Raw genomic sequence first — 24,307 nt, 5'->3', positions numbered from 1 at the left:
GGGCGGCCGTGGGCTTGCTCGATGTCGAGGGCGACATCAGGGTGCAGCTGTCCGGCAGCGATCACGTCCTGGCCCATGGCAGCGCATGCGATGAGCCGAAGGCGAGAGTGATCGTCGATTGGCGCAAGGCCGAGCAATGCACACCGGTTTCATCCACACAGGGTGTGGATGAAACCTGCACAAGCATGTGGATAACTGTGCGCAGCCATTGCGCTGCAACGGCTGCAGGCTGGGTGATCAAAAAATGACCAGTGCCGTCTCAGGGCGTCGACAGCCGTAACTCGCCACCAGCTGTGATGAAGCGCTGGCCCTGCCGTTGCAGGCGGCGGCCATCGGGCAGTTCGTAGCGTGGCGCCGTGTTCGGCTGCGTGCGGGCTTGCTGCCCGTTGCGGGATTCGAGCTCGTCGCGGAATTCGATGATGACGTAGGACTCGCCATCTGCACCGATTGCGGGAAATTGCCGGAAAGACATACGCACCTCCGAAGTATTTCAGGGTCGCAGTGCGAGTCGTCAGGGACCGCACGCCCGGCGCCGGGCCGGTGCAGGCGAGCATGCGCAGGCAGGTGTTACCCAGGCGTCATTGCGCACTGCGGAAACGCTTGGCGAGCCGGCCGGCAGCCTGCTCAACGGCCCAGCTGCAACGCGTCCCGGTCGGCCGTTGCCGCTGCCAGCTCGGCACGCGCCGAGGCGATCCGCGCCTGCGCATCGATCAGGCGCACGCGAGCATCGTTGGCGGTCTCCTCGCGCTGATTGACCAGGAAGAAATCGCCCGATCCCAGTTCGAAGCGGCGGCGCTCGGCCGCGGCGAGGCGGTCGGCCAGGCTGCGTTCTTCGTCGGCGATTTTGGCCAGCCGCTCGGCGGCCGTGAGCGAGATGACGACCGACTCCACCTCCACCGTGATCTGGTCGCGCAGGTAGCGGCTGCGCTGATCCAGCGCCTCGATCTCGGCGCGTGCTTCGGCGACCTTGCCCTTGGCGGCGCGGTTTTCCAGCGGCACGCTGAAGCGGAAGCCGATGATCGCATCGGTCGGCGAGCGGTTCGGGCCGCCCACACCGGGCGCGCCCAGGTCCTTGCTGACCTCGAAGCTGACATCCAGGCGTGGTTTGAGATCGTTCTGCGCCAGCATCAGTCGCGCGGTGGCCTGATCGATACGGGTCAGCACCGCGCGGTAATCGGGGCGCTCCACCGGTGCGGTGATCCTGCTGGCACCGGCCAGACCTTCCAGCGCCGAGGTATCGGCCGGCAGGCGTTCGGTGGAGACGATCAACGGCATGCCGGCGTCGTCGCGCAGGTACAGCGACAGGGCATTGGCGGCATTGGCGAAGTCCTGTTCCGAGCGCACCACCAGGGCGCGCCGGCGGACCAGGTTCTGGTCGTTCTCGGTCAGCAGGATGGTGGGCCGCGCGCCCAGCGTCACCTGCCGTGAAATTGCATTGCGGCGCTGCTCGGCCAGCTGCAGCAGGTCGCTGTAGGCGCGCAGTTTCAGGCCGGCCGCGACCCAGCTCTGGTAGGCATCCACCGCGCGGCGTTGGACGCCGATGGCGACCATTTGCGCCTCGTACTGGGCGACATCGATATCGCCACCGGCAACGTTGCGGCGGGTGCGGCGCTCGTCGACCACCCGGTCGCGCAGCAGCGCATACAGCGCGCCGACTTTCACTTCGCCGCCCCGGTCGGTGTAGGACTTGTCCTCGTAGACCGGGAACGCACCGCGCGAGGAACGATAACCGCCGTAGTAATAGCCGCCGTTGTCGTCGAAGGGACGCTTGACGGTGCTTTCGATCGTGCTGCCGTCGTAGTAGCCGGCCTCGCGCGAGCGGCCGTCGAGATCGAACACGGTATCGAACGCACCGTCGGCCGAGATGCCCTTGCCCTCGGCCTGGCGGACCTTGGCCAGCGCTTCGACGATTTGCGGGGAAGAGCGCGCAGAGGAGCGCAGCACGTCATCCAGCGTCAGCGGTGCGGTCTGGGCAGCAACCACGCCCGGGGCGAGCGCGATCAGCACGGCGACAAGACGGCGGATCATTTCTTGCCGGTCTCGTCGTCTTCGGCCTTGGGCGCCGCCTTGGCCTTGCCTTCATCCTGCGTCGTCGTTGCCGCCGGACGGCGGCCGAACTCCAGCGGGAAATTGTTGAGCTGGCGCCACAGTTCGTAGCCCACCTTCACCGTTTCGCCCTGCACCCAGCCGCGCACCTTGCCGCCCTGGCGGGCGAATTCCTGCGCCGGCCAGGCCGGCTTGCCCGGCTGCGGTTCCACCAGGATACGGAACAGCCCATCGGGCGCGGCATTGGGGTCGATGGCGCGCACGCGGCCATCGAACATGCCGTGCGCCACCGACGGCCAGCCGCTGAACTGGATCGCCGGCCAGCCCTCGAACTCCAGCCGCACCGGGCGGCCGGGGCGGATCAGCGGCACGTCGCGACCGTCGATATACAACTCGACCGCACGCTCCACCCGCTCCGGCGCGATCACCGCCAGCACCGTGCCGGGCGAGACCATCGCACTGCCGCTGGCGGCGTTGAGCTGCTGCACGCGGCCATCGCGCGGTGCGCGCACCAACTGCGCCGACTGGCGGTTCAACTGGATGTCGATGCGGGTCAGCTTGGCGCGCGATTCGGCCAGCTTGGCATCGGCCTCGGCGACCTTGATCTGGGTCAGCTCGAAGTCGCGGCGGCCGGCCAGCCCTTCGGCGAGCAATTGCCTGCTGCGCGCCACATCGATGCTGGCAACCGCGCGCGATTGCTGGATCGCGGTGATTTCCGCCTGCACCTGGGCCCGTTCGCTGGCCAGGCGGGCAAGCAGATCCGGGTCCAGGTCGCCGACGCGCGCGATCGGATCGCCGCGCGAGACATGCTGGCCGTCGTGCACATACCAGCGCTCGACCCGGCCGGGCACGAAGGCGGTGACCTGCTGCTGGCGGTCGCCCGGATCCAGCGCCACCACCTGGCCCTTGCCGCTGGCGGTCTGCACCCACGGCGCCAGCGCCAGGATCGCGCTGGCAATGACAATGCCGATCAGCAGCATCCAGGCCAGCGCCTTGGCGATGCTGGGTGGTCGCATCGCCGCCAGGGTGGGGAAGTGCGCGTTGCGATCAGTAGCGTGCTGCATCGTTGGCCTCCTGCGTGGAGGCGATCAGTTCGGCGCGGGTGGCAAAGCGCTGCTGTCGCTCGGGCTGCAGGTGGAACCAGCCGTCCAGGGTGATGTCTTCCGGCCGGCCGGTGCACAGCAGCACGGTGGTGCCGGCCGCCTTCAGACGTCGCAGCACGCCGGCCAGGCGGTCGGCGGGAATCAGGTCGTACAGCTGCGACAGCATCAGCACACGCGGGCGCACCAACAGCGCGTTGGCCAGCTTCAAGGCCATCACTTCACCGATCCACAGCGGATAGCCGGAGGCGGCCAGCCGCGTGTCCAGGCCTTGCGGCAGCGCGGCGATGCGGGTGCGCAAGCCCACCGCATCGATTGCTTCCAGCATCGCTTCGGAGCTCACATCGGCCGACGCCAGCGCCAGATATTCGCGGATGGTGACCTCGACGATGGTCGGCCGGTCGAGCACCGTCACTTCCGAGCGCAACAGATACATGTCGAAGGTGGCCATGTCCGCACCGCCCACCATGACCAGCCCGCGATCGGGTACCACATGGCGCTTGAGGATCATCGCCAGCAGCCGCTCCGCGCCGCCATCGGCGATCGTCACCAGCTGCTCGCCGGCAGTCAGCGAAAAATCGAAACGCGCGCCGTCGATCACCACGCCATCCAGGCGCACCGCGCTGTTGCCGGGCGTCTTGCCGGGCGCCACGACCGCACGTTCCTGCGGAATGGCGAACAGCAGCGACAGTTCCTCTGAGCTGGCGACCAGGTCGTAGAACGCGTCCAGATACGCACCGAGTTGCGAGATGCCGTAGAAGACCGCGCTGAGGATCAGCTCGGCGGCCACCAGCTGGCCGATCGATAGCTCGCCACGCAGGATCAGGTTGCCGCCCAGCGCCAGCAGCGCCGCGCTGGCGATCGCATAGACCAGCAGGAACGCGACCGTCTGGGTAAAACTGTAACGGAAGTGGCGCCGATGCCGGTCGACATAGGCGGCGGTGACGGACTCGGAGCGGTCCATCGCAAAGTTGAGGTGGCGGCTGGATTTATAGAAGCCGTTGGAGCCGCCGACACTTTCCAGCCAGCGCGCGGCCTCGTGCTTGGCATGGCTCAGGTCGACCGCGGTGCGGATCGACCCGCGCGACCAGATCATCCAGATGCCGAAGATGACCAGCAGCAGCAAGGCATTGAAGCCCAGAAAGAACGGGTGGTAGAAACTGGTGAGTATCAGCCCGACCGCCGATTGCAGCACGATGGTGAAGGCGCCGATGGCCAGGCTCGGCACCGCTTTCTGCACCACCACCAGATCGAAGTAGCGGTTGAACATGTCGCCGCGGTTCTGGTCGGCGAAGAATGGATTCTGCGCATGCACCGCGCGCACGGTGATTTCCGACACCACGCGCGCGAACAGCCGGCGCTCGAACAGCGCCATGACCCATACCCGCATCGCGCTCAGGCCGGCCACCAGCAGCAACAGGCCCAGCAACAGGCTCGACAGGGTCCACAACGGCGCCGGCAGTGCGGTATTGGCCACGCTGTTGATCAGCAACTGCACCGAGATCGGCGTGGCCAGCGACAGCAGGCTGATCGCGACCCCGTACACCATGGCCAGGCGCACATAGGGCATGTCCGGCCCGACGATCTCCGCCAGCCAGGCTCCCGCTTCCCGCCATCCGATCTGCTTGCCCGCCATTCGATTTCCGTTGATGAGTTCAATGAAGCATTGACGAGTTGCAGCTGGCGAACAAGGCCGCCGCGCTTATTCGACGCATAGGATTTTCCTATGCGGCCACCGCACGCAGAAGATCGGCGATCAGACCGAAGGCCGGCGCGCGTCCTGCGCCCTGCCGCCACAACAGCCCGATCTCCCTATAGTAGCGTCCGCCTTTGATCGGCCGGACCACGACATCGTCGCCCTCGCGGATTTCCTGGCGCACATACAGGTCTGGCAGCAATGCAAGACCCATGCCCATCCCGGCCATCTGGCGGATCGCATCCAGGCTGGTGCCTTCGTAATCGCGCAGCACATTGGCACCGACGTCCATGGCGATCGCCGCCACCTGTTCGGCCAGGCGGTACTCAGGCATCAAGGTGAGCAGGTTGGTGCCGCGCAGATCAGCCGGCGTGATGCAGGTCTTGGCACGCAACGGGTGATCGGCGGCCATGGTCACATGCAGCGGTTCGCGAAACAGCCGCTCACTATGCAGGCCGCGCCCGGCCACCGGCAATTGCGCCAGGATCAGGTCGTGCACGCCGCTGGCCAGGCCGCTGGCGAGCGCGGTCGGCAGGCCTTCGCGCACGTGCACGCGCAGCGCCGGGTGTTCGCGATGCAGGCGCGCGACCAGGCTCGGCATCAGGTAGGCGCCCAGCGTGGGCGATACGCCCAGCCGGATGGTGCCGATCAGGGTGTCGGCCGAGGTGGCGCGGACGTCTTCCAGGTCGGCGACGTCCAGCAGGATGCTGCGCGCGCGCTCGAGCAGGTCGCGCCCCAATGGCGTCAGGATGGCCGGCACGCCGCGTTCGAACAGCGCGGCGCCGACGATGGTTTCCAGCGCACGGATCTGTTGCGACAGCGAGGGTTGCGACACGCCCATCTGCTCAGCGGCGCGGGTGAAGCTGCCGGTGTCGGCGAGCGCGACGAAATAACTGAGTTGGCGAATGGTGGTTCTGGGGCGGGGCATGCGTGACGTCGTCATTTAGGGGCGCGTGGGGGCGCAGGATCGGCCCGGGCCGCTGCCGCGGACATGCCGGCATGACAGCACATGCCGGTGTCGCCCAGGCGTCACTGATCGATGAACTGCAGCCGCGCCAGCTCCGCGTACAGACCGCCTTCGGCGATCAACTGCGCGTGCGTGCCCTGCGCGACGATGCGGCCGGCATCCATCACCACGATGCGGTCGGCCTTGAGCACGGTGGCCAGGCGATGGGCGATGACCAGCGTGGTGCGGCCTTCCATCAACCGGTCCAGCGCCTGCTGCACGGCGCGTTCGCTCTGCGCATCCAGCGCGCTGGTGGCCTCGTCCAGCAGCAGGATCGGCGCGTCCTTGAGCAAGGCGCGCGCGATCGCCACCCGTTGCTGCTGGCCGCCGGACAGGCGCGTGCCGCGTTCGCCGAGTTCGCTGGCGTAGCCCTGCGGCAGGGCGCGGATGAAACTGTCTGCCTCGGCGGCCGCAGCGGCGGCTTGCACCTCCGCATCGCTGGCGTCCAGGCGCCCATAGCGGATGTTGTCGGCGGCGCTGGCGGCAAACAGCGTGGGCTGCTGCGGCACCAGTGCAATGCGTTCGCGCAGCAGTACCGGGTCGGTATCGCGCAGGTCCACCTCGTCGATGCGCAACCTGCCGCTGACCGGGTCGTGGAAGCGCAGCAACATCGCCAGCACGGTGCTCTTGCCGGCGCCGGAGGGCCCGACCAGCGCCACGGTTTCGCCCGGATGGACATGCAGGTCGAAGCCATCCAGCGCCGGCGCGTCGGGGCGCTGCGGATAATGGAACACCACTTGATCGAAATGGATCGCGCCACGCAGCGGCTGCGGCAAGGGCTGCGGCGTGGCCGGGGCGACGATCGCCGGCTGCTCGTCGAGCAATTCGCCGACCCGGCCCATGCCGCCGGCCGCGCGCTGCAACTCGTTCCAGACCTCGGCCAAGGCACCGACCGACCCGCCGCCGATCAGCGCGTACAACACGAACTGTCCCAGCGTGCCGGGGGTCATGCGTCCGGCGATCACATCGTGCGCGCCCAGCCACAGCACACCGACGATGGCGCCGAAGATCAGCATGATCGCCACCGCTGTCACGGTGGCCTGGGTGCGGATGCGCAGCCGTGCGGTATCGATCGCGGCGAACAGGGCCTGGCTGAACCGCTGGCTCTCGTAGCGCTCGCGCGCATGCGCCTGCACGGTGCGCACCGCGCCCAGCGTTTCGGCCGCCAGCGTGTTGGCATCGGCAACGCGGTCCTGGCTGGCGCGCGAGATCTTCTGCAGGCGGCGTGCGCCCAGCACGATCGGCAGCACCGCCAGCGGAATGCCGATCAGGGTGAAGCCGGCCAGCCGCGGGCTGGTGACGAACAACATCACCATGCTGCCGATCACCGTCACCGAGCTGCGCAACGCCACCGACATGGTGGTGCCGATCACGCCGCGCAGCAGCTCGCTGTCGGCCGACAGGCGCGACACCAGCTCGCCACTGCGGCTGCGATCATGGAAGCCGGCGTCCAGCCCGATCAGATGCGCATACAGGCGGCCGCGCAAATCGGCCACCACTTTTTCGCCCAGCAACGCGACGAAATAAAACCGCGCGGCCGTTGCCACCGCCAGCACCACCGCCACCGCGAACAGCAGCGCGAAGGCATGGTTGATCTGCGAGCCGCCGGAGAAACCATGGTCGATCATCTGCTTGACCGCCGCCGGCAGGCTCAACGTGGCGGCCGAGGAAATGGCCAGTGCGATCAGCCAGGCGGCGAACAGGCCACGCTGGCGCTGCACGAACGGCCACAAGGTGCGCAGGCTGCCAAGCTTCCGCAACGGGTTGGGCCTGGCGGCGGCTGGCTGGTTCATGCGGCTTCCGGTGATGAGAGATGGACACGGTTGCGAGTGGCGTCGCACAGGCGCGTTTTCAAGCCGGCCAGTTGATCGGCAGGCAGTTGCACGCGCAGTGCCGCGCCCTGCGCGTCGAAGCGCTCGTCCAGCTTGTCGGCGTGGAAGGCGCTCAGTGCAGCATGCACCAGGCCCAGGTCGTCGAACTGACATTGCAGGTCGAGCAGCGACAACGCAATCAATGGCTGTCGCGCCGCCAGTCGCAGGCATTCGGCCGCGGCGCCGCCGTAGGCACGCACCAGCCCACCGGCACCGAGCTTGATGCCGCCATACCAACGCGTGACCACCACCACCACGCGGTCATAGCCCTGGCCATCGATGGCCGCAAGAATCGGCCGCCCGGCAGTGCCGCTGGGCTCGCCATCGTCGCTGGAACGGTAGTCCTGCCCGTATCGATAGGCCCAGCAATTGTGGGTGGCATCGGCAACGGACACGCGCTGCACGATCTCCAGCGCCTGCGCGGGAGAGTCCAGTGCCGCAGCGTTGGCCAGAAAGCGACTGTGCTTGATGTCCAGGCTGTGGTGCGCGTCAGCGGCGAGGGTATCGAGCATCGTCGCCATTCTATGCGAGCCGCTCGCGCCGGACGCCGCAGCCATCGTGACTGCCGTTGCAAGCTTGCAGATCGGCAGGGGTTGGGCAGCGCGTTGCGGCTGGGCGGATGTGCAATGAGCGCGCGAGCTCCCGGGCGGTTGCGCCAGGGCGCTGTCGTTGCTCTGTCGACCTAGCGAGCAACGTGACGCACGATTCGGGTCGTGGCAGGCGCCGCCGGGTGCGGCATCGCGCCGGAGCGATGCCCGCAGACGTGAGAGATGGCCCGGTGCATCGCTGCACTTCCACGCAGCTGACGTATGACTACAGCGCCGCTGCGCGCTTGCTGGTGCACCTGCCCGACACCGGGCCTGGCCTGCGATAGGGCAGGGAGCGTGCGTCGCCCCGCATCACACCAGGGTGGAGCGGCGCTTCTCGTCGATCCACTTGGAGGCCTGCGCCGGCGTGTAGTGCTGCATCCACTCCAGCATCTGTTCGATATCGGCGCCATACCACAGGTCGCTGCGCTGGTCCGGATGCAGGAAGCGCTCTTCCACCATGCGATCGATCATGCCGATCAGCGGTGCGTAAAACCCTTCGATATCCAGGAACGCGCAAGGCTTGTTGCCGATGCCGAGCTGGCGCCAGGTCAGCATCTCGAAGATCTCTTCCATGGTGCCGAAGCCGCCGGGCAGGGCGACGAAGGCATCGGACAGCTCGAACATGCGCATCTTGCGCTCATGCATGGAGCCGACGATTTCCAGCGTGGTCAGCCCACGGTGCGCCACTTCCCAATCGGCCAGCTGCTGCGGAATCACCCCGGTCACCTCGCCACCAGCCGCCAGCACCGCATTGGCCACGGTGCCCATCAGCCCGACATTGCCGCCGCCATACACCAGCCGCAGGCCCTGCTCGGCGATGCGCTGGCCCAGCGCAGTGGCACGCTCGGCGTAGGCGGGTTTGTTGCCGGCATTGGAACCGCAGTAGACGCAGATGCTTTTCATGGGATTCGGGAACCGGGAGTGGGGAATAGGGAATGGGTCAAAGCAAACACAGAAGCCAGAACGCATGACGCCGGACCTGGGTCCGGCGTCAGCATGAAGAGCGAGGTGATGGGAACGCTCTTACGATTCCCAATTCCCCACTCCCGATTCCCGGCTCAGTTGGCCTTATGAATCGCGCGCTTGCTCACTGCCATCGCGGCGTCGTGGATCGCTTCGGACAGCGTCGGGTGGGCGTGGCAGATGCGTGCCAGGTCGTCGGCCGAGCCGTTGAATTCCATCGTCAGCACGCCCTCGTGGACGAGCTCGGACACGCCCACGCCGACCAGGTGCATGCCCAGCACGCGGTCGGTTTCGGCATCGGCGATGACCTTGACGAAGCCGGCCGGCTCGCCCATGGCCACGGCACGGCCGATCGCCGCGAACGGGAAGCTGCCGGCCTTGTAGGCGACGCCTTCGGCCTTCAACTGCTGCTCGGTCTTGCCGACCCAGGCAATCTCCGGCTCGGTGTAGATAACCCACGGAATGGTGTCGAAGTTGACGTGGCCAGGCAGGCCGGCGATCAGCTCGGCAACCGCGATGCCTTCCTCGAAGCCCTTGTGCGCCAGCATCGGGCCACGCACGCAGTCACCGATGGCCCACACGCCATCGACGCCGGTGTGACAATGTCCGTCCACCTCGATCTGGCCGCGCTCGTTGAGCTTGACGCCGGTGCCCTCGGCCAGCAGGTTCTTGGTCGCGGCCTTACGGCCCACGGCCACCAACAACTTGTCCACGGTCAGGGTCTGCTCGCCGGCGGCGTCGGTGTAGCTGACCACCACCTGCTTGGCATCGCCGCTGCCGGTGATCTCGGTCTTGCTGACCTTGGCGCCGAGCTTGATGTCCAGGCCCTGCTTCTTGAATTCCTTCAGCGCGGTCTTGGCCACTTCGGCATCGGCCAGCGCCAGGAAATCCGGCAGCGCTTCGAGGATGGTGACCTCGGCGCCCAGGCGCTTCCACACGCTGCCCAGCTCCAGGCCGATCACGCCGGCACCGATCACTGCCAGACGCTTAGGAACGGAGGTGAAATCCAGGCCGCCGACGTTGTCGACGATGGTGTCGCCTTCGAACTTGGCAAACGGCAGCTCGATCGACTCCGAGCCCGGCGCCAGGATCACGTTGGTGCCCTTGAGCTCGATCTCGCCGCCTTCGTGCTGGGCGACCTTGACGATGTTGCCCGGCAGCAGCTGGCCGAAGCCGTAGTACGGGGTGATCTTGTTGGCCTTGAACAGCATCGCGATGCCGCCGGTGAACTGCTTCACGATCTTGTCCTTGCGGCCGATCATGGTGGGCACGTCCATCTTGGCGTCGTTGAAGCTGATGCCGTGGTCGCCGAACAGGTGGCCCATGTTCCAGAACTGGCGCGAGGAATCCAGCAGCGCCTTGGACGGAATGCAGCCCACGCGCAGGCAGGTGCCGCCCAGTGCAGGCTTGCCGTCCTTGCCGATGGCCGCGTCGACGCAGGCGACCTTCATGCCCAGCTGGGCCGCGCGAATCGCAGCGTGATAACCGGCCGGACCGGCACCGATGACGATGACGTCGAATTGTTCTTGTTCGCTCATTCTTCGCTCACGAGATTGGGAATTGGGGATTGGGGATTCGTAAAAGCGGGATGCTCGGGAAGGGGTGGCTCTCGCCAATCCCTAATCCCGAATCCCCAATCCCGGCTTTCATCACAGACCGAACAACATCCGGCCCGGGTTTTCCAGCTGATTCTTGATGTCGACCAGGAACTGCACCGAGTCCTTGCCGTCGATGATGCGGTGGTCGTAGGACAGCGCCAGATACATCATCGGGGCGATCACGACCTGGCCGTTTTCGGCGATCGGACGTTCCTTGATCGCGTGCATGCCCAGGATGGCGCTCTGCGGCGGGTTGATGATCGGGGTGGACAGCAGCGAGCCGAAGGTGCCGCCGTTGGTGATGGTGAAGGTGCCACCCTGCAGATCGTCCAGGCCCAGCTTGCCGGCGCGCGCCTTGGCGGCGTAGTCGGCGATGCCCTGTTCGACGTCGGCGAACGACTGGCGCTCGACGTTACGCAGCACCGGCGTGACCAGGCCCTTCTCGGTCGAGACCGCAATCGAGATGTCGCTGTAGCCGTGATAGATGATGTCGTCGCCGTCGATCGAGGCGTTGACCAGCGGGAAGCGCTGCAGCGCGTTGGCGGCGGCCTTGACGAAGAAGCTCATGAAACCGAGCTTGATGCCGTGCGCCTTCTGGAATTCGTCCTGCAGCTCCTTGCGCGCGGCCGACACCTTGGCGAGGTTGACCTCGTTGAAGGTGGTCAGCATCGCGGTGGAGTTCTTGGACTCCATCAGGCGCTTGGCGATGGTCTTGCGCACGCGGGTCATCGGCACGCGCTCTTCCGGACGGGCGCCGGACGCCTTGCCCACCCCGCCGGCCTTGGCGAAGTTGACGATGTCTTCCTTGGTCACCGCGCCACGGCGGCCGGTGCCTTCGACCTGGACCGGATCCACGCCCTGGGTGATTGCGGAAAAACGCGCACCCGGGGGCAAGGCATCGGCAGCGGACTTGGATGCAGCGGCAGGCGCAGCGGCAGCAGCCGGGGCCGGCGCGGCGGCCGGGGCAGCAGCGGCAGGCGCCGGTGCCTCGGCCTTCTTCTCGTCGGCCGGTGCGGCCGCAGCCACGGCGCCTTCTTCGATGATCGCCAGGATCTGGTTGCTGGTGACGGTGCTGCCGGCTTCGAACTTGATTTCCTTCAGTACGCCGTCGACCGGCGAAGGAACTTCCAACACGACCTTGTCGGTTTCCAGGTCGACCAGATTCTCGTCGCGCTTGACCGCTTCACCGGCCTTCTTGTGCCAGCTGGCGATGGTGGCGTCGGAAACGGATTCGGGCAGTACCGGAACTTTGACTTCGGTGGCCATTCGGGGAGCGTCCTAGGGTTTTCGTTCTTTGGGGAAGGGGAGTTATTCAGCGACTTGGTCGTTGAACGGATTGAGTAGCGCATCGGCGACCAGCTTCTGCTGCTCGGCGATGTGGTCGGCCATGTGGCCGGCGGCAGGCGAGGGCGAACGGGCACGGCCGGCGTAATGCAGGCTCTGACCGCTGGCCAGGCAGAAATTCAGATGGTGGCGGATCTGGTACCACGCACCCTGGTTCTGCGGTTCTTCCTGGCACCACACCACGTCGGTGGCGCTGGCATAGGCCTTGAGCTCGGCGGCCAGCTGCGCACGCGGGAACGGATACAGCTGCTCCACGCGCAGGATGGCGACGTCGTCCTGGCCACGCTTGGTCTGGTCTTCGAGCAGGTCGTAATAGACCTTGCCCGAGCACAGCACCACGCGCTTGACCTTGCCGGCATCGGCCTTGGCGTCTGGAATCAGATGCTGGAACTCGCCCTCGGCCAGTTCTTCCAGGCTCGATACCGCCAGCTTGTGGCGCAGCAACGACTTGGGCGTCATCACCACCAGCGGCTTGCGGGTGGTCATGCGCATCTGGCGGCGGATCATGTGGAAGCACTGCGCCGGCGTGGTCGGCACGCAGACCAGCATGTTCTCCAGCGCGCACAGCTGCAGGAAGCGCTCCAGACGCGCGGAGCTGTGCTCCGGACCCTGGCCTTCGTAGCCGTGCGGCAGGAACAGCGACAGGCCCGCAATGCGGCCCCACTTGGCTTCGCCGGCGGCGATGAACTGGTCGATCACCACCTGCGCGCCGTTGGCGAAGTCACCGAACTGCGCTTCCCAGATGCACAACGCATTCGGGTCGGTGGTGGAGTAGCCGTATTCGAAGCCCATCACCGCTTCTTCGCTGAGCAGCGAGTCGATGATGGTGGCGTCTTCGGGGTTCTGCACCAGCTGGCGCAGCGGCAGGTAATAGCTGTCGGTCTTCTGGTCGTGCAGGATCGCGTGACGGTGGAAGAACGTGCCGCGCCCGGCATCCTGGCCGACCAGGCGCAGCTTGTGGCCTTCGGCCAGCAAGGTCGCATAGGCCAGGTTTTCGGCAAAGCCCCAGTCGCCGGCCTGCTCGCCGGCGGCCATCTTGACGCGGTCGTCGTAGATCTTGCCGACGCGCGCATGCAGCTCGACGCCTTCCGGGATCGTGGTGATCAGCTTGGCCAGACGATCCAGCTGCTCGCGCTTGACGCGGGTGTCGACCGGATCGGCAGCGGTGCCGACCAGATACTTGGACCAGTCGATGGCAAATTCGTCCGGCTTGCGTGTCGCCAGCTCGGTGGTGTATTCGCCCGAATCGAGCTTGTTGCGGTAACCGTCCACCAGCGCCTTGGCCTCGTCGGCGCTCAGCAGGCCCTCGCCTTCCAGCTTGGCGGCGTACAGCTCGCGGGTGGTCTTGTGCTTGCGGATGGTCTGGTACATCACCGGCTGGGTCGCTGCTGGTTCGTCGGCCTCGTTATGGCCCCAACGGCGGTAGCAGACCAGGTCGATGACCACGTCCTTCTTGAACTGCTGGCGGAACTCGTAGGCCAGCTTGGACACGAACATGACCGCGTCCGGGTCGTCGCCGTTCACGTGGAACACCGGCGCGCCGATCATCTTGGCCACGTCGGTGCAGTACAGCGTGGAACGGGCGTCGTCGCGGGCGCTGGTGGTGAAGCCGATCTGGTTGTTGATCACGATGTGCACGGTGCCGCCGACGGCGAAACCGCGCGCCTGCGACATCTGGAACAGCTCCATCACCACGCCCTGGCCGGCGAATGCGGCATCGCCGTGGATCAGGATCGGCAGCACGGTCTTGCGCTCGGCATCGCCGAAGCGTTCTTGACGCGAACGCACGCTGCCGACCACGACCGGGTCGACGATTTCCAGGTGCGAGGGGTTGAAGGCCAGTGCCAGATGCACCTGCTTGTCGCCACCGACCGCGATGTCGGCCGAGAAACCCATGTGGTACTTGACGTCGCCGGTATGCGCGCGGTCGTCGTGGGCGTGCTCGAACTTGCCTTCGAACTCGTCGAACAGCTTGCGGGGGTTCTTGCCCAGCGTGTTGACCAGCACGTTGAGGCGGCCGCGATGGGCCATGCCGATCACGATGTCCTTGACCTGATCGCTGCCGGACTGGCGAATGATCTCGTCCATCATCGGGATCAGCGCGTCGCCGCCTTCCAGCGAGAAGCGCTTCTGGCCGACGTACTTGGTGTGCAGGTAGCGCTCCAGGCCTTCGGCGGCGGTGAGCCGCTCCAGCGTACGCTTGCGGCTGGCCGCGTCGCCGGCGATCTTGCCGCCGGCATCTTCCAGGCGCTTGTAGATCCACTGGCGCTGGTCGAATTCCTGGATGTGCATGAACTCTGCGCCGATGGTGCTGGCGTAGGTCGCCTTCAGGCGGGCCAGCAGATCCTTCAGCTTCATGCGCGGCTGGCCGCCGACGCCGCCGGTGCTGAACTCGCTGTCCATATCCGCCTGCGACAGGCTGTGGAACGGCAGGTCCAGATCGGGCGGGTTGACCGGCGGGGTCAGGCCGAGCGGGTCGAGCTGCGCGCCGAGGTGGCCACGCGCACGGTAGGCGGTGATCAGGCGGCCGACGTTGCGCTCGCGCTCGTCACTGGCCGCTGCGCCGGTGGCAGCCTGCTTGGAGGCGGTGAGGATGTGGGCAATGGCTGCCGAGTGCGGTACATCACCGGCATCGCGACCCTCGAAGCCATCGAAATAGCTCTTCCACTTCGGGTCAACACTGTCCGGGGCGACGAGGTACTGCTCGTACAGATCCTCGATATAGGCGGCGTTGCCGCCGGCGAGCTGCGATGACTGTGCGAACTGCTTTAGGAGATTATCCACGATGGTAAGTCGGGTCTGCTGTGGGGATGATTGTGCGGAAGCGGCGGGGCGAGATGCCCTGTCGGTCGGTCTCAAATCTCGAAAAATTATACCCCCTTGCGCTAGTGAGGGGGCGTCTGCCAGCTGACCGGACGGGTAGGTGCAACCGCCTGACGCCTACGTGCGAAGGGCGCTGCGGTCTCAGATGCCGAGTGCGCGCGGTTCGTTCCAAAGCGCGCTGCGCTCCCATATCTGCGCGAATTCGCGCTCCAGCTGGCGGCTGCGCGCCGCGCCCGACAGCCAGGTTTCGCCATCGTCGAAGCGATGGCCTGTTGGACGAAAGTAGTAGGCGTCATCACCCACCACATAGGCCGACGCGTAGCTGGCATCGACCGGATCGCTGACCGCACGGAAGCGGAACACGCTGGGCAGGCGCTGGGCCAGCCGCAGCATCGCGCTGCTGTTGGCGCCCGCGGCGGCGGTGTCCTGCACCAGCACCTGCACGCGCTTGTCGTGGCGGGCGGTGGCAAAGCGGCGCAGCGCATCGAGCACTGCGGGGTTGTCGAACAGCGGTGGATCCAGTGCCCGCGTATAGATCAGCACCTGGCGGCGTGCGGCGCACAGCAGCCCGGTGGTGGCGGCCAGGGCCGCGCGCAGGTCGTCCACCGCCATCGGGCCGTCGAGACGGCGGTGCAGGGGCCTGCCCGGGCGATCGCCCGCCGTTGCGGCGCGAGCGGGGTGCCGGTCGGAAGAGGTGTCCGGCAGGAAGCCCAGGCGTGCAAACACGGCCTCGGCGTCTGTGTTCACGCGGGTTTGCAGGCCGGGCCAGCCGCGTTGTTGTGCGGTGGCGACGGCGGCTGCGAGCAACCGGTCGGCCAGGCCGCGGCGGCGCCAGCCCGGCAGCACGCCGAGCCGGTCGATGCGCCGATCCGCCGTCAGCCGCACCGAGCCGACCAACTGGCCGTCCTCGTTGCGCAGCGCCAGGTGCAGGCTGAGCGGGTCCAGGGCGTCCCAGTCGGCAGCGCTGTCCTCGGTGCTGCCGGTGCTGCAGGCCAGGCGCAGCGCACGCAGGGCTGCGGCGTCGGACGCCGCCTCCAGCGAAACGATCTGCAGCCCGGCCTGGGAACTCATGCGCGCTGGTCGGACCCGTCGTCGCCAGTGTCCGATGCCGCGCCGTCGTCGGCCAGCCCGCTGTCGTCGTCCTGGTCGGCATCCTCGCCGTGTTCGGCCTCGTCGGCCTGGGCCGGGCCGTCCGCGGCATCGGCGACCTGCTCGACGTCGGCCTCGGCGTCGATCTCATCGTCCGCATCCGGCGTGTCGGCCTCGGCGTCGTCATGGTCGTCCGACAGACTCAGGACGTGGGCCTGGTCGTCGTCGATGTCCTCGACGTCGTCTTCCGCGTCCTCGTGGGCGCGCTGGTAATGGCCCTGCGCCAGCAGCTCCAGCACCACCTCGCGGCCACGGTTGGACAGCTGCGTATACAGCGCGCCGTCGATCTCTTCGGCCGCGGCCAGCCGTGCGGCATCCTTGGCCGACAGCGCGAATTCCAGGCCGCTGCAGAACAGGGTGGCGCCACGCTTGGCGCGCCGCCAGGCCAGCCGCGACCAGGGGTGACGGTGCAGCAGGACGCCTTCGTCCAGGGCCTGCTCGACCGCCTCGCGGGGGATCGGTTCGGGCGCCGGCACCACATCGCCCGAGGCGCGGTAGGTGGTCATGAAGCGACCGAACCAGTCACCCAGGCGATCCGGGTCGTTCATGCGCAAGGCATTGAGCGCTTCGACCGCGCGGTTCATCGCGGTAACGTCGATCTCGTAAGGATCGGCCGGCACCTTGAGGTCTTCGTCGTGATAGCGCACCGCCTCGTCGGCATCGGCGATCAAGGTGTCCAGATAGTCGCCGATCAGCTCGGCCGAGGACGGCGCGCGGGTACCGATGGAGAAGGTCAGGCAGGCGTCTTCGGCCACGCCGTGGTGCGGCACCAGCGGCGGCAGGTACAGCATGTCGCCCGGAGCCAGCACCCAGTCGTGGGTGGGCTTGAAGTCGCGCAACAGCTTGAGCTCGACATCGTCGCGGAACGCCAGCGGCGCGGCCCTGCGGCCTTGCTGCGCGCGCGCGTCGATCTGCCAGCGGCGGCGGCCATGGCCCTGCAGCAGGAACACGTCGTAATGGTCGACATGCGCGCCGACCGAGCCGCCGGTGGCGGCGAAACTGATCATGATGTCGTCGATACGCCAGCGCGGCAGGAAGCGGAACTGTTCCAGCAGCACGCGTACGTCGGCGTCCCACTTGTCCACGTCCTGCACCAGCAGGGTCCAGTCATGGTCGGGCAGGCCGGGGAAGTCGGCTTCCTGGAACGGGCCGGTGCGCACGGTCCAGTCGTCCGTGGCACGGTCGTGGCTGATCAGGCGTGCCAGCACGCCGTCTTCGCAAGCCAGGCCGGCCAGGTCTTCGGGCTGCAGCGGGGACTGGAAGTCCGCAAACGCGTTGCGGATCAGCAGCGGGTGCTTGTGCCAGTAGTTGCGCAGGAAGCGCTCGACCGGCATGCCCAGCGGCTGGTCGCGGGTGGCGTGGATCTCGAAGGGCAGTGGCGCGCCTTTCCTGGCGACGATCTTTTTTGCGGGGGTTTTTTTCATGGTGTCACGGGTCCGACTGGAGGGCCGGCACGGTGCGGCCGGCGAAGTGGCTTGGAGCGGCTAACAAAACAACGTAGCCAGCGGTCGTCAGGTGGTGGGACGGCGCGCTCAGAACCGCAGTGTACGAGTGATACATGCCGATTCCGAGCACCGGCCGCGCCCGCCTGACGGCGGTGCAGTGGTCCAGCCCGCCGTACGACGCCTTGGGTGGGGGTGTCGCGAAGGTTTCAGTGCACCTACGGGCCTCCGATGACCTGGGGATGCCGGCGGCGGGTCAGCGGGTGGAGATCTGATTGTCGCTGCCGTAGTCGTTGAGCACGGCGTTGCCGGATTGCTGGGTGATGCGGTTGCCGCGGCCGTGCAGCGTGGCGGAGGCGATCGCCTGCACCTGTACCTGATTGTCGTCGCCAGGCACCAGCAGGGTGTCGATGCGACCGGCCTTGAGCATGGAGGCGCGGCTCAACACTTCGACGGTCCTGGCATCGCCAGCGAGGGTGAGCTGGGCATCGTCGCCGACCAGGCGCACTGCCTCGGCGTGCTCGATGTGCACGATCGCATGCTGCCCCAGCACGGCGACCGTGCCGCAGGCGCCCTTGAGGACCAGATTGGCGTTCTGGCCGGTCAGGTCGACGTTATGCCCCTCGCAGCTGACCGTGCCGCCGGTCGAGGTGATCATCAGTGTCGGCCGCTCGCCGGTACTGGCGGCCTGGGTGGCGCCGTCCAGGCTCGGGACAGACGGGACAGACGGCACCGACGGCACCGGTGCGATCGACGCGCCGGCCGGCGCTTGCGGCGCGGCAGCGGCAGCGTCGGGGTGCGAGTCGGGAGCGGCCTGCTTCCCGCAGGCCAGCAATCCGCAAGCCACCGACGCAAGCAGGGAGACAGACAGCAGCGAGCGCAATGCCATGGCAATACTACTGACAGCTGGATACAAGGGCGTGATAACGGGCGTTAGATGCCGCCGCTTAGATGGCGCGCGCCAGCTGTTCGGCCAGCCCGGTGTAGGCGCCCGGCGTCAGCGCGCGCAGGCGCTGCTTGTCCTGCTCCGGCAATTGCAGGCTTTCCACAAAGGCCTGCATGGACGCGGCGGTGATGCCCTGGCCGCGGGTCAGCGCCTTGAGCTGTTCGTACGGGTTGGGCAGGCCGTGGCGACGCATCACCGTCTGCACGGCTTCGGCCAGCACTTCCCAGGCCGCATCCAGATCGGCATCCAGACGCTCGGGATTGACGGTCAGCTTGCCCAGGCCCTTGGCCAGCGAATCCAGCGCGACCTGGGTATGACCGAACGCGGTGCCCAGCGCGCGCAGCACGGTGGAATCGGTCAGGTCGCGCTGCCAGCGGCTGATCGGCAGCTTGGCGGAAAAATGCTCGAACAGTGCATTGGCGATGCCGAAATTGCCTTCGGCGTTTTCGAAGTCGATCGGGTTGACCTTGTGCGGCATGGTCGAAGAGCCGACTTCGCCTTCCTTGAGCTTCTGCTTGAAGTAGCCCAGCGAGATGTAGCCCCAGATGTCGCGCGCCAGGTCGATCAGGATGGTGTTGACGCGGCGGCTGGCGTCGCCGATTTCGGCCACGTTGTCGTGCGGCTCGATCTGGGTGGTGTAGGGGTTGAACACCAGGCCCAGGCTTTCGACGAAGCGCTGCGCGAACGCGGCCCAGTCCAGCTCCGGGTACGACACCAGGTGCGCGTTGTAGTTGCCGACCGCGCCGTTGATCTTGCCGGTCAGTTCGACCGCGGCGATCTGCTTGCGCTGACGCTCCAGGCGCGCGACCACGTTGGCGATTTCCTTGCCCAGCGTGGTGGGCGAGGCGGTCTGGCCGTGCGTGCGCGACAGCATCGGCTGGCCGGCCTGGGCATGGGCGAGCGTGCGCAGGCTGGCGGTGATGCCGTCCAGCGTCGGCAGCAGCACCTCGCGGCGCGCCTGTTCCAGCATCAGGCCGTAGCTGAGGTTGTTGATGTCTTCGCTGGTGCAGGCGAAATGCACGAATTCCAGCGCCGGGCCCAGCTCGGCATCGTCCTTGAGCTGCTCCTTGATGAAGTACTCCACCGCCTTGACGTCGTGGTTGGTGGTGCGCTCGATCTGCTTGACCCGCGCCGCGTCGCTGACGCTGAAGTCGTCGGCCAGACGGCGCAGGGTCTGGGTAGCGGCCGCCGAGAACGGCGCCAGCTCGGCGATACCCGGCTCGGCGGCCAGCGCCAGCAGCCATTCGATCTCGACCTTGACCCGTGCCTTGATCAGGCCGTATTCGGAGAAGATCGGGCGCAGCGCATCCACTTTGGAAGCGTAGCGACCGTCGAGCGGGGACAGGGCGAGCAGGGCGGAATCCGACATGGGCAGGGCACTGGGAGGCTGGCGGGGGTGCGTATTCTACGCCGCCCCGGCGCCGGCTTCGCCGATCGGCCGCACCGTGATCGCCTGGATGCGGTGGCCGGCCATGCGCCGCACCGTCAGTGCATGGCCGTCCAGCTCCAGGGTCTCGCCCTCTTCGGGCAGCCGCTGCAACCGGTGCACGATCAGCCCGCCGACCGAATTGACGTGGTCCGGCGCGCTCAGGTCCCGGCCCAGCAGGCGTTCCAGGCGGAAGATAGAGGTGCTGCCGGCCACCAGCAGCGAGCCGTCCTGGCTGCGGACCGGGGCATCGCGCACCACGTGGCGGTGCTCGTCCTCGATCTCGCCGACCACCACCTCCAGCAGGTCTTCCAGGGTGAAGAATCCCAGGATGCGTCCCTCGTCCTCCACGCACAGCGCCAGATGGGTGGTGCCGGTACGGAACTGTTCCAGCGCGCTGGGAATCGGGGTTTCCAGCGGCAGCAGGGTGGGCGGACGCAGCAACGGGCGCAGATCGTCCAGGTCCTGGCTGCGTGCCATCGCCACCAGCAGATCCTTGGTATGCAGGATGCCCAGCACCTGCTCGCCATCGGCGTCGAACCACGGGTAGCGGCTGTAGCGCGACTCGCTGAACTCGGCCAGCACCGATTCCAGCGTCATGCCTTCGCGCAGGCTGCGCAGGTGCTCGCGCGGGCGCATCAGGTCGCCGGCGACCAGGTCGGGCAGTTCCAGCGCGTGGCTCATCAGGGCCAGCCCGTGATCGGGCGTGGCCGCGTTGGGATCCTGGCGGCCGACGATGAGCATCAGTTCTTCGCGCGAATAGCGATGCGATTGATGTTCCACATCGCCCCAGCCCAGCACGCGCAGCAGGCGGTTGGCGCTGGTGTTGAGCACCCAGATCGCCGGATACATCAGCCAATAGAACACGTAGAGCGGCGCGGCGGTCCACAGCGACATCCGCTCCGGGCGGCGGATCGCCATGGTCTTGGGCGCCAGCTCGCCCAGCACGATGTGCAGGAACGAGACCAGGCTGAAGGCGATCGCCAGTGCGGTGAACTGCGCCGCTTCGGGCGCCAGGCCGGCGCTGTCGAACAGCGGCTGCAGCAGATGCGCAAAGGCCGGCTCGCCGACCCAGCCCAGGCCGAGCGAGGCCAGGGTGATGCCGAGCTGGCACGCCGACAGATAGGCATCCAGATGCGCATGCACCCCGAGCAATAAACGTCCACGCCACCCGTTGTTCTGCGCCAGGCCCACCGCCTGCGTATGTCGCAGCTTGACCAGCGCGAACTCGGCAGCAACGAAGAAGCCGTTCAACAGCACCAGCAGCAGTGCGACCAACAACAGCAGCACGTTACCCACCATGGCGTCGGCCTCCGTGCTGCGTAACAGCGGTCACGCTGCGTGTCAGCCGCTGCGCGTCAGTGCCGGGGCGGTGTGCGAGGGAGAAAGACGCAAACGAGGCGTTTCTACAGTCAGGGTCGTCGCCCATGGCGGCGTGGTACCTCGTATGGATCAATGGGCAGTCTAGCCCACCGTTTGCGACGACACGGTCGCAACGCCGCGAGCGAGTATCGTAGGCAGCCTCGCCAGCGTGGGTGCGCCCGCTGCCAGCCATCCATCACCACAAACCAACCATGTGCGGAGAGTGCAGATGAGCGAACGTTTCAGGACCGAACACGACAGCATGGGCGAACTGCAGGTGCCTGCCGATGCCTTGTGGGGCGCGCAGACCCAGCGTGCCGTGCAGAATTTTCCGGTGTCCGGCCAGCCGATGCCGCGCGGATTCATCCGCGCGCTGGGGCTGATCAAGGCCGCTGCGGCCGGTGTCAATGCCGAGCTCGGGTTGTTGCCCAAGTCGATCGGCAAGGCCGTGCAGGAGGCGGCGTTGCAGGTCGCCGACGGCACATATGACGCGCAGTTCCCGATCGACGTCTATCAGACCGGCTCGGGCACCTCGTCCAACATGAATGCCAACGAGGTGATCGCCACGCTGGCTACGCGTGCCGGCAAGGACGCGGTGCATCCGAACGATCACGTCAATCTCGGGCAGAGTTCCAACGACGTGGTCCCCACCGCGATCCGGGTGTCCGCACTGCTTGCAGTTCAGGAACACCTGCAGCCGGCGCTCAAGCATCTGCGCAAGACCATCGACAAGCGCGCCAAGGGGCTGGACAAGGTCGTCAAGACCGGACGCACGCATCTGATGGACGCGATGCCGCTGACCTTCGGCCAGGAATTCGGTGCGTGGTCGGCGCAGCTGAGTTCGGCGCAGGAGCGCATCGACGATTCCCTCAAGCGCCTACGCCGGTTGCCGCTGGGCGGCACGGCGATCGGCACCGGCATCAACGCAGATCCGCGTTTCGGCGGCAAGGTGGCCAAGGCCTTGTCGGGCACGAGCAAGTTCAAGTTCGAAAGTGCGGACAACAAGTTCGAAGGCCTGGCCGCACAGGACGATGCGGTGGAGTTGTCCGGTCAGCTCAACGCGCTGGCCGTGGCATTGATCAAGATCGCCAACGATCTGCGCTGGATGAATGCCGGCCCCCTGGCCGGGCTGGGCGAGATCGAGTTGCCGGCGCTGCAGCCGGGCAGTTCGATCATGCCGGGCAAGGTCAACCCGGTGATTCCCGAAGCCACGGTGATGGCCTGTGCGCAGGTGATCGGCCACCACACCGCGACCACCGTGGCCGGGCAGACCGGCAACTTCCAGTTGAACGTGACGCTGCCGTTGATCGCCTACAACCTGCTGGATTCGATCACGTTGCTGGGCAATGTGGCGCGGTTGCTGGCCGATAGCGCGATTGCCGGGTTGAAGGTGCGCCAGGAGCGCGTGCGCGAGGCGCTGGACCGCAATCCGATCCTGGTCACCGCGCTCAACCCGATCATCGGTTATGAGAAGGCGGCAGCGATCGCCAAGCGTGCCTACAAGGAACAGCGCCCGGTGCTGGACGTGGCGCTGGAAGACAGCGGGCTCAGCGAAGCGGATCTGCGCCGTTTGCTGGATCCTGCTGCGTTGACGCGTGGTGGCATCCAGGCCGGCAGCAGTGGCGGCGGCGGCTGACCACCGCAGTGTGCGTGCGTAGGAGCGCACCTGGGCGCGACGGGCGTTGTCGATAAAGCCCCGTCGCGCCCAGGTGCGCTCCTACACGGCTTTGCGCGAATCCTCGGCTTCGCCAGGACTCAGTGCCGCTCGGCCTGCACGTTGCCGAAGCTCTCGCGGTACGGCTGCAGCGACGGGATCTCATTTAGCAATTCGCCGCTGAGCTGCTGGATCTGTGGCGTTGCGGTCAGCTTGATCGACTTGTATTCCGGATCCGCGCCAGCCTCGTTGACTGCCTGCTGGCGCAGCATCTGCAGGTGCCCGAACAGCAGCTGCAACTTGGCGCGCGTCGGCTCCTTTTGCGGCAGCGCGATATCGTCGATCTTCAGCGTGCCGTCCGGGGTGATTTCCGCATTGGCCGCCGGTGGGCGGCGGATCATCACCGACTGAGTGGTGATGGCAACGCGCGGCTTGCCGCGTTCGGCGCGCCGCGACGACTGGTCGCCACAGGCGGTCAGGGCGCATAGCAGAAGCGCCATGCAGAGCATCACGAACTTGTTCATGGGGTCGCTGGGTTCGGAGGGGTGCACTAGTGTAATCCCGCTCCGACCAGCCGATCGGTGCCTGCGGCACATGGCCCGGCTGACAAGCTGTCGCAGGCGGCATCGGGTGCCTGGCGTGCGCGCAGCAATCGGCGTGACGGTCCCTCCGGTTCCGATCAGCCGCTGCGCCCGTCGATGAGGGCGCAGCGGCGATCCAGGCCACGCTTACTTGCGGCAGTCGTCGACATCGTGCTGGGTAAGCGTCGAGTACGGCGCAAATGCCGGCACCAGATGCGCGGCGGCGTCCTGCGCGTTGCGTAGCTTGGCCAACTGATCGCAGATCTGCATCGCCTTGTGTTTGAAGGTTTCCGCCTGCGCCTCGATCTTGTCGCCGATCTGGTCGGTGTTGCCGCTGAACACACCCTTGAGCGCTTCGCCGGCGGCGTGCGCACCGAACGCCGCGCCCTGCGTGCCGATGTCGATGCCTTTTTCGGCGACGCCCTGAATCTGCACGTAGAAACCGCGCATCGCCTGCCGCTGCGCATCGTTCAGGCTCACCGGCTTGCCAGCGATGCTGAGCGCGCCATCCGCACCGATGGTGGCGGCAGGCAGGCCGTCACGGTTGAGCGTCACACGCTTGCCGTTGAAGGTCGCCCCGCTCGCGTTGGTCTTGCCCGATACAATGACCGTGGGTTCGGACTTGCCGCAACCGACCAGCAGCGCGCCCACCAATGCCGCACAAATCAACAGTTTCATCAGCCGTCCCCCTCTCGAATGGTCAATGCAGT

Annotated in this window: 20 protein-coding genes and 1 other RNA gene; 2 read left to right on the top strand and 19 right to left on the bottom strand. The window is 66.8% G+C overall.

The genetic code is table 11. The features are described 5' to 3' along the window. The first annotated feature begins 8 nt into the window (after positions 1-8). Entirely contained in the window at positions 9-248 is a 240-nt protein-coding gene (locus XarjCFBP7645_RS21430) for a hypothetical protein (protein WP_146096344.1), read from the top strand. A gap of 11 nt (positions 249-259) precedes the next feature. On the opposite strand, the gene XarjCFBP7645_RS14180 is transcribed toward XarjCFBP7645_RS21430, so the two are convergent. The 17 genes from XarjCFBP7645_RS14180 to XarjCFBP7645_RS14100 all read right to left on the bottom strand — a co-directional run bounded on the left by XarjCFBP7645_RS14180 (position 260) and on the right by XarjCFBP7645_RS14100 (position 21,302). Next, positions 260-472, bottom strand: a complete 213-nt coding sequence (locus tag XarjCFBP7645_RS14180; protein WP_104538044.1) for a hypothetical protein — start codon at positions 470-472, stop codon at positions 260-262. Between the two features lie 152 nt (positions 473-624). After that, positions 625-2,028 (bottom strand): TolC family protein, encoded by a 1,404-nt coding sequence (locus XarjCFBP7645_RS14175; RefSeq protein WP_104538043.1) that lies wholly within the window; start codon positions 2,026-2,028, stop codon positions 625-627. Further along, complete coding sequence (locus XarjCFBP7645_RS14170; protein WP_024939322.1) at positions 2,025-3,110, bottom strand: HlyD family secretion protein; 1,086 nt, start codon at positions 3,108-3,110, stop codon at positions 2,025-2,027. The genes XarjCFBP7645_RS14175 and XarjCFBP7645_RS14170 overlap by 4 nt, the downstream gene beginning before the upstream one ends. Further along, positions 3,094-4,782: an ABC transporter ATP-binding protein gene (locus XarjCFBP7645_RS14165; RefSeq protein ID WP_104538042.1), complete on the bottom strand. Its 1,689-nt coding sequence runs from the start codon at positions 4,780-4,782 to the stop codon at positions 3,094-3,096. Before XarjCFBP7645_RS14165 ends, XarjCFBP7645_RS14170 begins: the two co-directional genes overlap by 17 nt. An 88-nt stretch (positions 4,783-4,870) precedes the next feature. After that, entirely contained in the window at positions 4,871-5,770 is a 900-nt protein-coding gene (locus tag XarjCFBP7645_RS14160) for a hydrogen peroxide-inducible genes activator (protein ID WP_104538041.1), read from the bottom strand. Positions 5,771-5,871: 101 nt separating this feature from the next. Further along, positions 5,872-7,641: an ABC transporter transmembrane domain-containing protein gene (locus tag XarjCFBP7645_RS14155; RefSeq protein WP_039520466.1), complete on the bottom strand. Its 1,770-nt coding sequence runs from the start codon at positions 7,639-7,641 to the stop codon at positions 5,872-5,874. Continuing rightward, positions 7,638-8,240: an IMPACT family protein gene (locus tag XarjCFBP7645_RS14150; RefSeq protein WP_166768210.1), complete on the bottom strand. Its 603-nt coding sequence runs from the start codon at positions 8,238-8,240 to the stop codon at positions 7,638-7,640. Before XarjCFBP7645_RS14150 ends, XarjCFBP7645_RS14155 begins: the two co-directional genes overlap by 4 nt. A gap of 378 nt (positions 8,241-8,618) precedes the next feature. Beyond that, positions 8,619-9,212, bottom strand: coding sequence for a TIGR00730 family Rossman fold protein (locus XarjCFBP7645_RS14145; RefSeq protein ID WP_016901548.1), 594 nt, complete (start codon positions 9,210-9,212; stop codon positions 8,619-8,621). A gap of 155 nt (positions 9,213-9,367) precedes the next feature. After that, positions 9,368-10,810, bottom strand: a complete 1,443-nt coding sequence (gene lpdA, locus XarjCFBP7645_RS14140; RefSeq protein ID WP_104538040.1) for a dihydrolipoyl dehydrogenase — start codon at positions 10,808-10,810, stop codon at positions 9,368-9,370. Between the two features lie 111 nt (positions 10,811-10,921). Continuing rightward, on the bottom strand, positions 10,922-12,136 hold the full coding sequence (sucB, locus tag XarjCFBP7645_RS14135) for a dihydrolipoyllysine-residue succinyltransferase (protein WP_104538039.1): 1,215 nt from the start codon (positions 12,134-12,136) through the stop codon (positions 10,922-10,924). A 42-nt stretch (positions 12,137-12,178) separates the two neighbouring features. Further along, positions 12,179-14,998 (bottom strand): 2-oxoglutarate dehydrogenase E1 component, encoded by a 2,820-nt coding sequence (locus XarjCFBP7645_RS14130; protein WP_104538038.1) that lies wholly within the window; start codon positions 14,996-14,998, stop codon positions 12,179-12,181. A 180-nt stretch (positions 14,999-15,178) separates the two neighbouring features. After that, positions 15,179-16,108, bottom strand: coding sequence for a GNAT family N-acetyltransferase (locus XarjCFBP7645_RS14125; RefSeq protein WP_104538037.1), 930 nt, complete (start codon positions 16,106-16,108; stop codon positions 15,179-15,181). Next, a complete protein-coding gene (locus XarjCFBP7645_RS14120; RefSeq protein ID WP_104538036.1) occupies positions 16,105-17,610 on the bottom strand; it encodes a cupin domain-containing protein in 1,506 nt (501 codons plus the stop codon). Before XarjCFBP7645_RS14120 ends, XarjCFBP7645_RS14125 begins: the two co-directional genes overlap by 4 nt. Positions 17,611-17,668: 58 nt before the next feature. Further along, positions 17,669-17,746: non-coding RNA, sX9 sRNA (locus tag XarjCFBP7645_RS14115), on the bottom strand. A 138-nt stretch (positions 17,747-17,884) separates the two neighbouring features. Continuing rightward, positions 17,885-18,517, bottom strand: a complete 633-nt coding sequence (locus tag XarjCFBP7645_RS14110; RefSeq protein ID WP_104538035.1) for a DUF3060 domain-containing protein — start codon at positions 18,515-18,517, stop codon at positions 17,885-17,887. Between the two features lie 58 nt (positions 18,518-18,575). After that, the gene (gene purB / locus XarjCFBP7645_RS14105; RefSeq protein ID WP_104538034.1) at positions 18,576-19,943 is read right to left on the bottom strand and encodes an adenylosuccinate lyase; all 1,368 of its coding nucleotides are present in this window, start codon (positions 19,941-19,943) and stop codon (positions 18,576-18,578) included. A 36-nt stretch (positions 19,944-19,979) separates the two neighbouring features. After that, a complete protein-coding gene (locus tag XarjCFBP7645_RS14100) occupies positions 19,980-21,302 on the bottom strand; it encodes a hemolysin family protein (protein WP_104538033.1) in 1,323 nt (440 codons plus the stop codon). A gap of 289 nt (positions 21,303-21,591) precedes the next feature. On the opposite strand from XarjCFBP7645_RS14100, the gene XarjCFBP7645_RS14095 reads away from it, so the two are divergent. After that, positions 21,592-22,998 carry a class II fumarate hydratase gene (locus XarjCFBP7645_RS14095; protein ID WP_104538032.1) on the top strand — a complete coding sequence of 469 codons (1,407 nt, stop codon included), beginning with the start codon at positions 21,592-21,594 and terminating at the stop codon, positions 22,996-22,998. A gap of 119 nt (positions 22,999-23,117) precedes the next feature. On the opposite strand, the gene XarjCFBP7645_RS14090 is transcribed toward XarjCFBP7645_RS14095, so the two are convergent. Together XarjCFBP7645_RS14090 and XarjCFBP7645_RS14085 are read right to left on the bottom strand one after the other, a co-directional pair. Beyond that, positions 23,118-23,540 carry a hypothetical protein gene (locus XarjCFBP7645_RS14090; RefSeq protein ID WP_104538031.1) on the bottom strand — a complete coding sequence of 141 codons (423 nt, stop codon included), beginning with the start codon at positions 23,538-23,540 and terminating at the stop codon, positions 23,118-23,120. Between the two features lie 204 nt (positions 23,541-23,744). Beyond that, the gene (locus XarjCFBP7645_RS14085) at positions 23,745-24,275 is read right to left on the bottom strand and encodes a hypothetical protein (RefSeq protein WP_104538030.1); all 531 of its coding nucleotides are present in this window, start codon (positions 24,273-24,275) and stop codon (positions 23,745-23,747) included. Positions 24,276-24,307 lie beyond the last annotated feature (32 nt).

Source organism: Xanthomonas arboricola (genome assembly GCF_002940665.1).
In the GTDB taxonomy this organism is placed as follows: Bacteria; Pseudomonadota; Gammaproteobacteria; order Xanthomonadales; family Xanthomonadaceae; genus Xanthomonas; species Xanthomonas arboricola_B.
The sequence above is the reverse complement of the archived record's forward strand: the minus strand, read 5'-3'. Positions and strand labels throughout refer to the sequence as shown.

What these genes read in the sequence shown, in the direction of transcription:
- XarjCFBP7645_RS14180 (WP_104538044.1), bottom strand. Translation starts at nt 472, where the DNA reads ATGTCTTTCCGGCAATTTCCCGCAATCGGTGCAGATGGCGAGTCCTAC.
- XarjCFBP7645_RS14175 (WP_104538043.1), bottom strand. Translation starts at nt 2,028, where the DNA reads ATGATCCGCCGTCTTGTCGCCGTGCTGATCGCGCTCGCCCCGGGCGTG.
- XarjCFBP7645_RS14170 (WP_024939322.1), bottom strand. Translation starts at nt 3,110, where the DNA reads ATGCAGCACGCTACTGATCGCAACGCGCACTTCCCCACCCTGGCGGCG.
- XarjCFBP7645_RS14165 (WP_104538042.1), bottom strand. Translation starts at nt 4,782, where the DNA reads ATGGCGGGCAAGCAGATCGGATGGCGGGAAGCGGGAGCCTGGCTGGCG.
- XarjCFBP7645_RS14160 (WP_104538041.1), bottom strand. Translation starts at nt 5,770, where the DNA reads ATGCCCCGCCCCAGAACCACCATTCGCCAACTCAGTTATTTCGTCGCG.
- XarjCFBP7645_RS14155 (WP_039520466.1), bottom strand. Translation starts at nt 7,641, where the DNA reads ATGAACCAGCCAGCCGCCGCCAGGCCCAACCCGTTGCGGAAGCTTGGC.
- XarjCFBP7645_RS14150 (WP_166768210.1), bottom strand. Translation starts at nt 8,240, where the DNA reads ATGGCGACGATGCTCGATACCCTCGCCGCTGACGCGCACCACAGCCTG.
- XarjCFBP7645_RS14145 (WP_016901548.1), bottom strand. Translation starts at nt 9,212, where the DNA reads ATGAAAAGCATCTGCGTCTACTGCGGTTCCAATGCCGGCAACAAACCC.
- lpdA (WP_104538040.1), bottom strand. Translation starts at nt 10,810, where the DNA reads ATGAGCGAACAAGAACAATTCGACGTCATCGTCATCGGTGCCGGTCCG.
- sucB (WP_104538039.1), bottom strand. Translation starts at nt 12,136, where the DNA reads ATGGCCACCGAAGTCAAAGTTCCGGTACTGCCCGAATCCGTTTCCGAC.
- XarjCFBP7645_RS14125 (WP_104538037.1), bottom strand. Translation starts at nt 16,108, where the DNA reads ATGAGTTCCCAGGCCGGGCTGCAGATCGTTTCGCTGGAGGCGGCGTCC.
- XarjCFBP7645_RS14120 (WP_104538036.1), bottom strand. Translation starts at nt 17,610, where the DNA reads ATGAAAAAAACCCCCGCAAAAAAGATCGTCGCCAGGAAAGGCGCGCCA.
- XarjCFBP7645_RS14110 (WP_104538035.1), bottom strand. Translation starts at nt 18,517, where the DNA reads ATGGCATTGCGCTCGCTGCTGTCTGTCTCCCTGCTTGCGTCGGTGGCT.
- purB (WP_104538034.1), bottom strand. Translation starts at nt 19,943, where the DNA reads ATGTCGGATTCCGCCCTGCTCGCCCTGTCCCCGCTCGACGGTCGCTAC.
- XarjCFBP7645_RS14100 (WP_104538033.1), bottom strand. Translation starts at nt 21,302, where the DNA reads ATGGTGGGTAACGTGCTGCTGTTGTTGGTCGCACTGCTGCTGGTGCTG.
- XarjCFBP7645_RS14095 (WP_104538032.1), top strand. Translation starts at nt 21,592, where the DNA reads ATGAGCGAACGTTTCAGGACCGAACACGACAGCATGGGCGAACTGCAG.
- XarjCFBP7645_RS14090 (WP_104538031.1), bottom strand. Translation starts at nt 23,540, where the DNA reads ATGAACAAGTTCGTGATGCTCTGCATGGCGCTTCTGCTATGCGCCCTG.
- XarjCFBP7645_RS14085 (WP_104538030.1), bottom strand. Translation starts at nt 24,275, where the DNA reads ATGAAACTGTTGATTTGTGCGGCATTGGTGGGCGCGCTGCTGGTCGGT.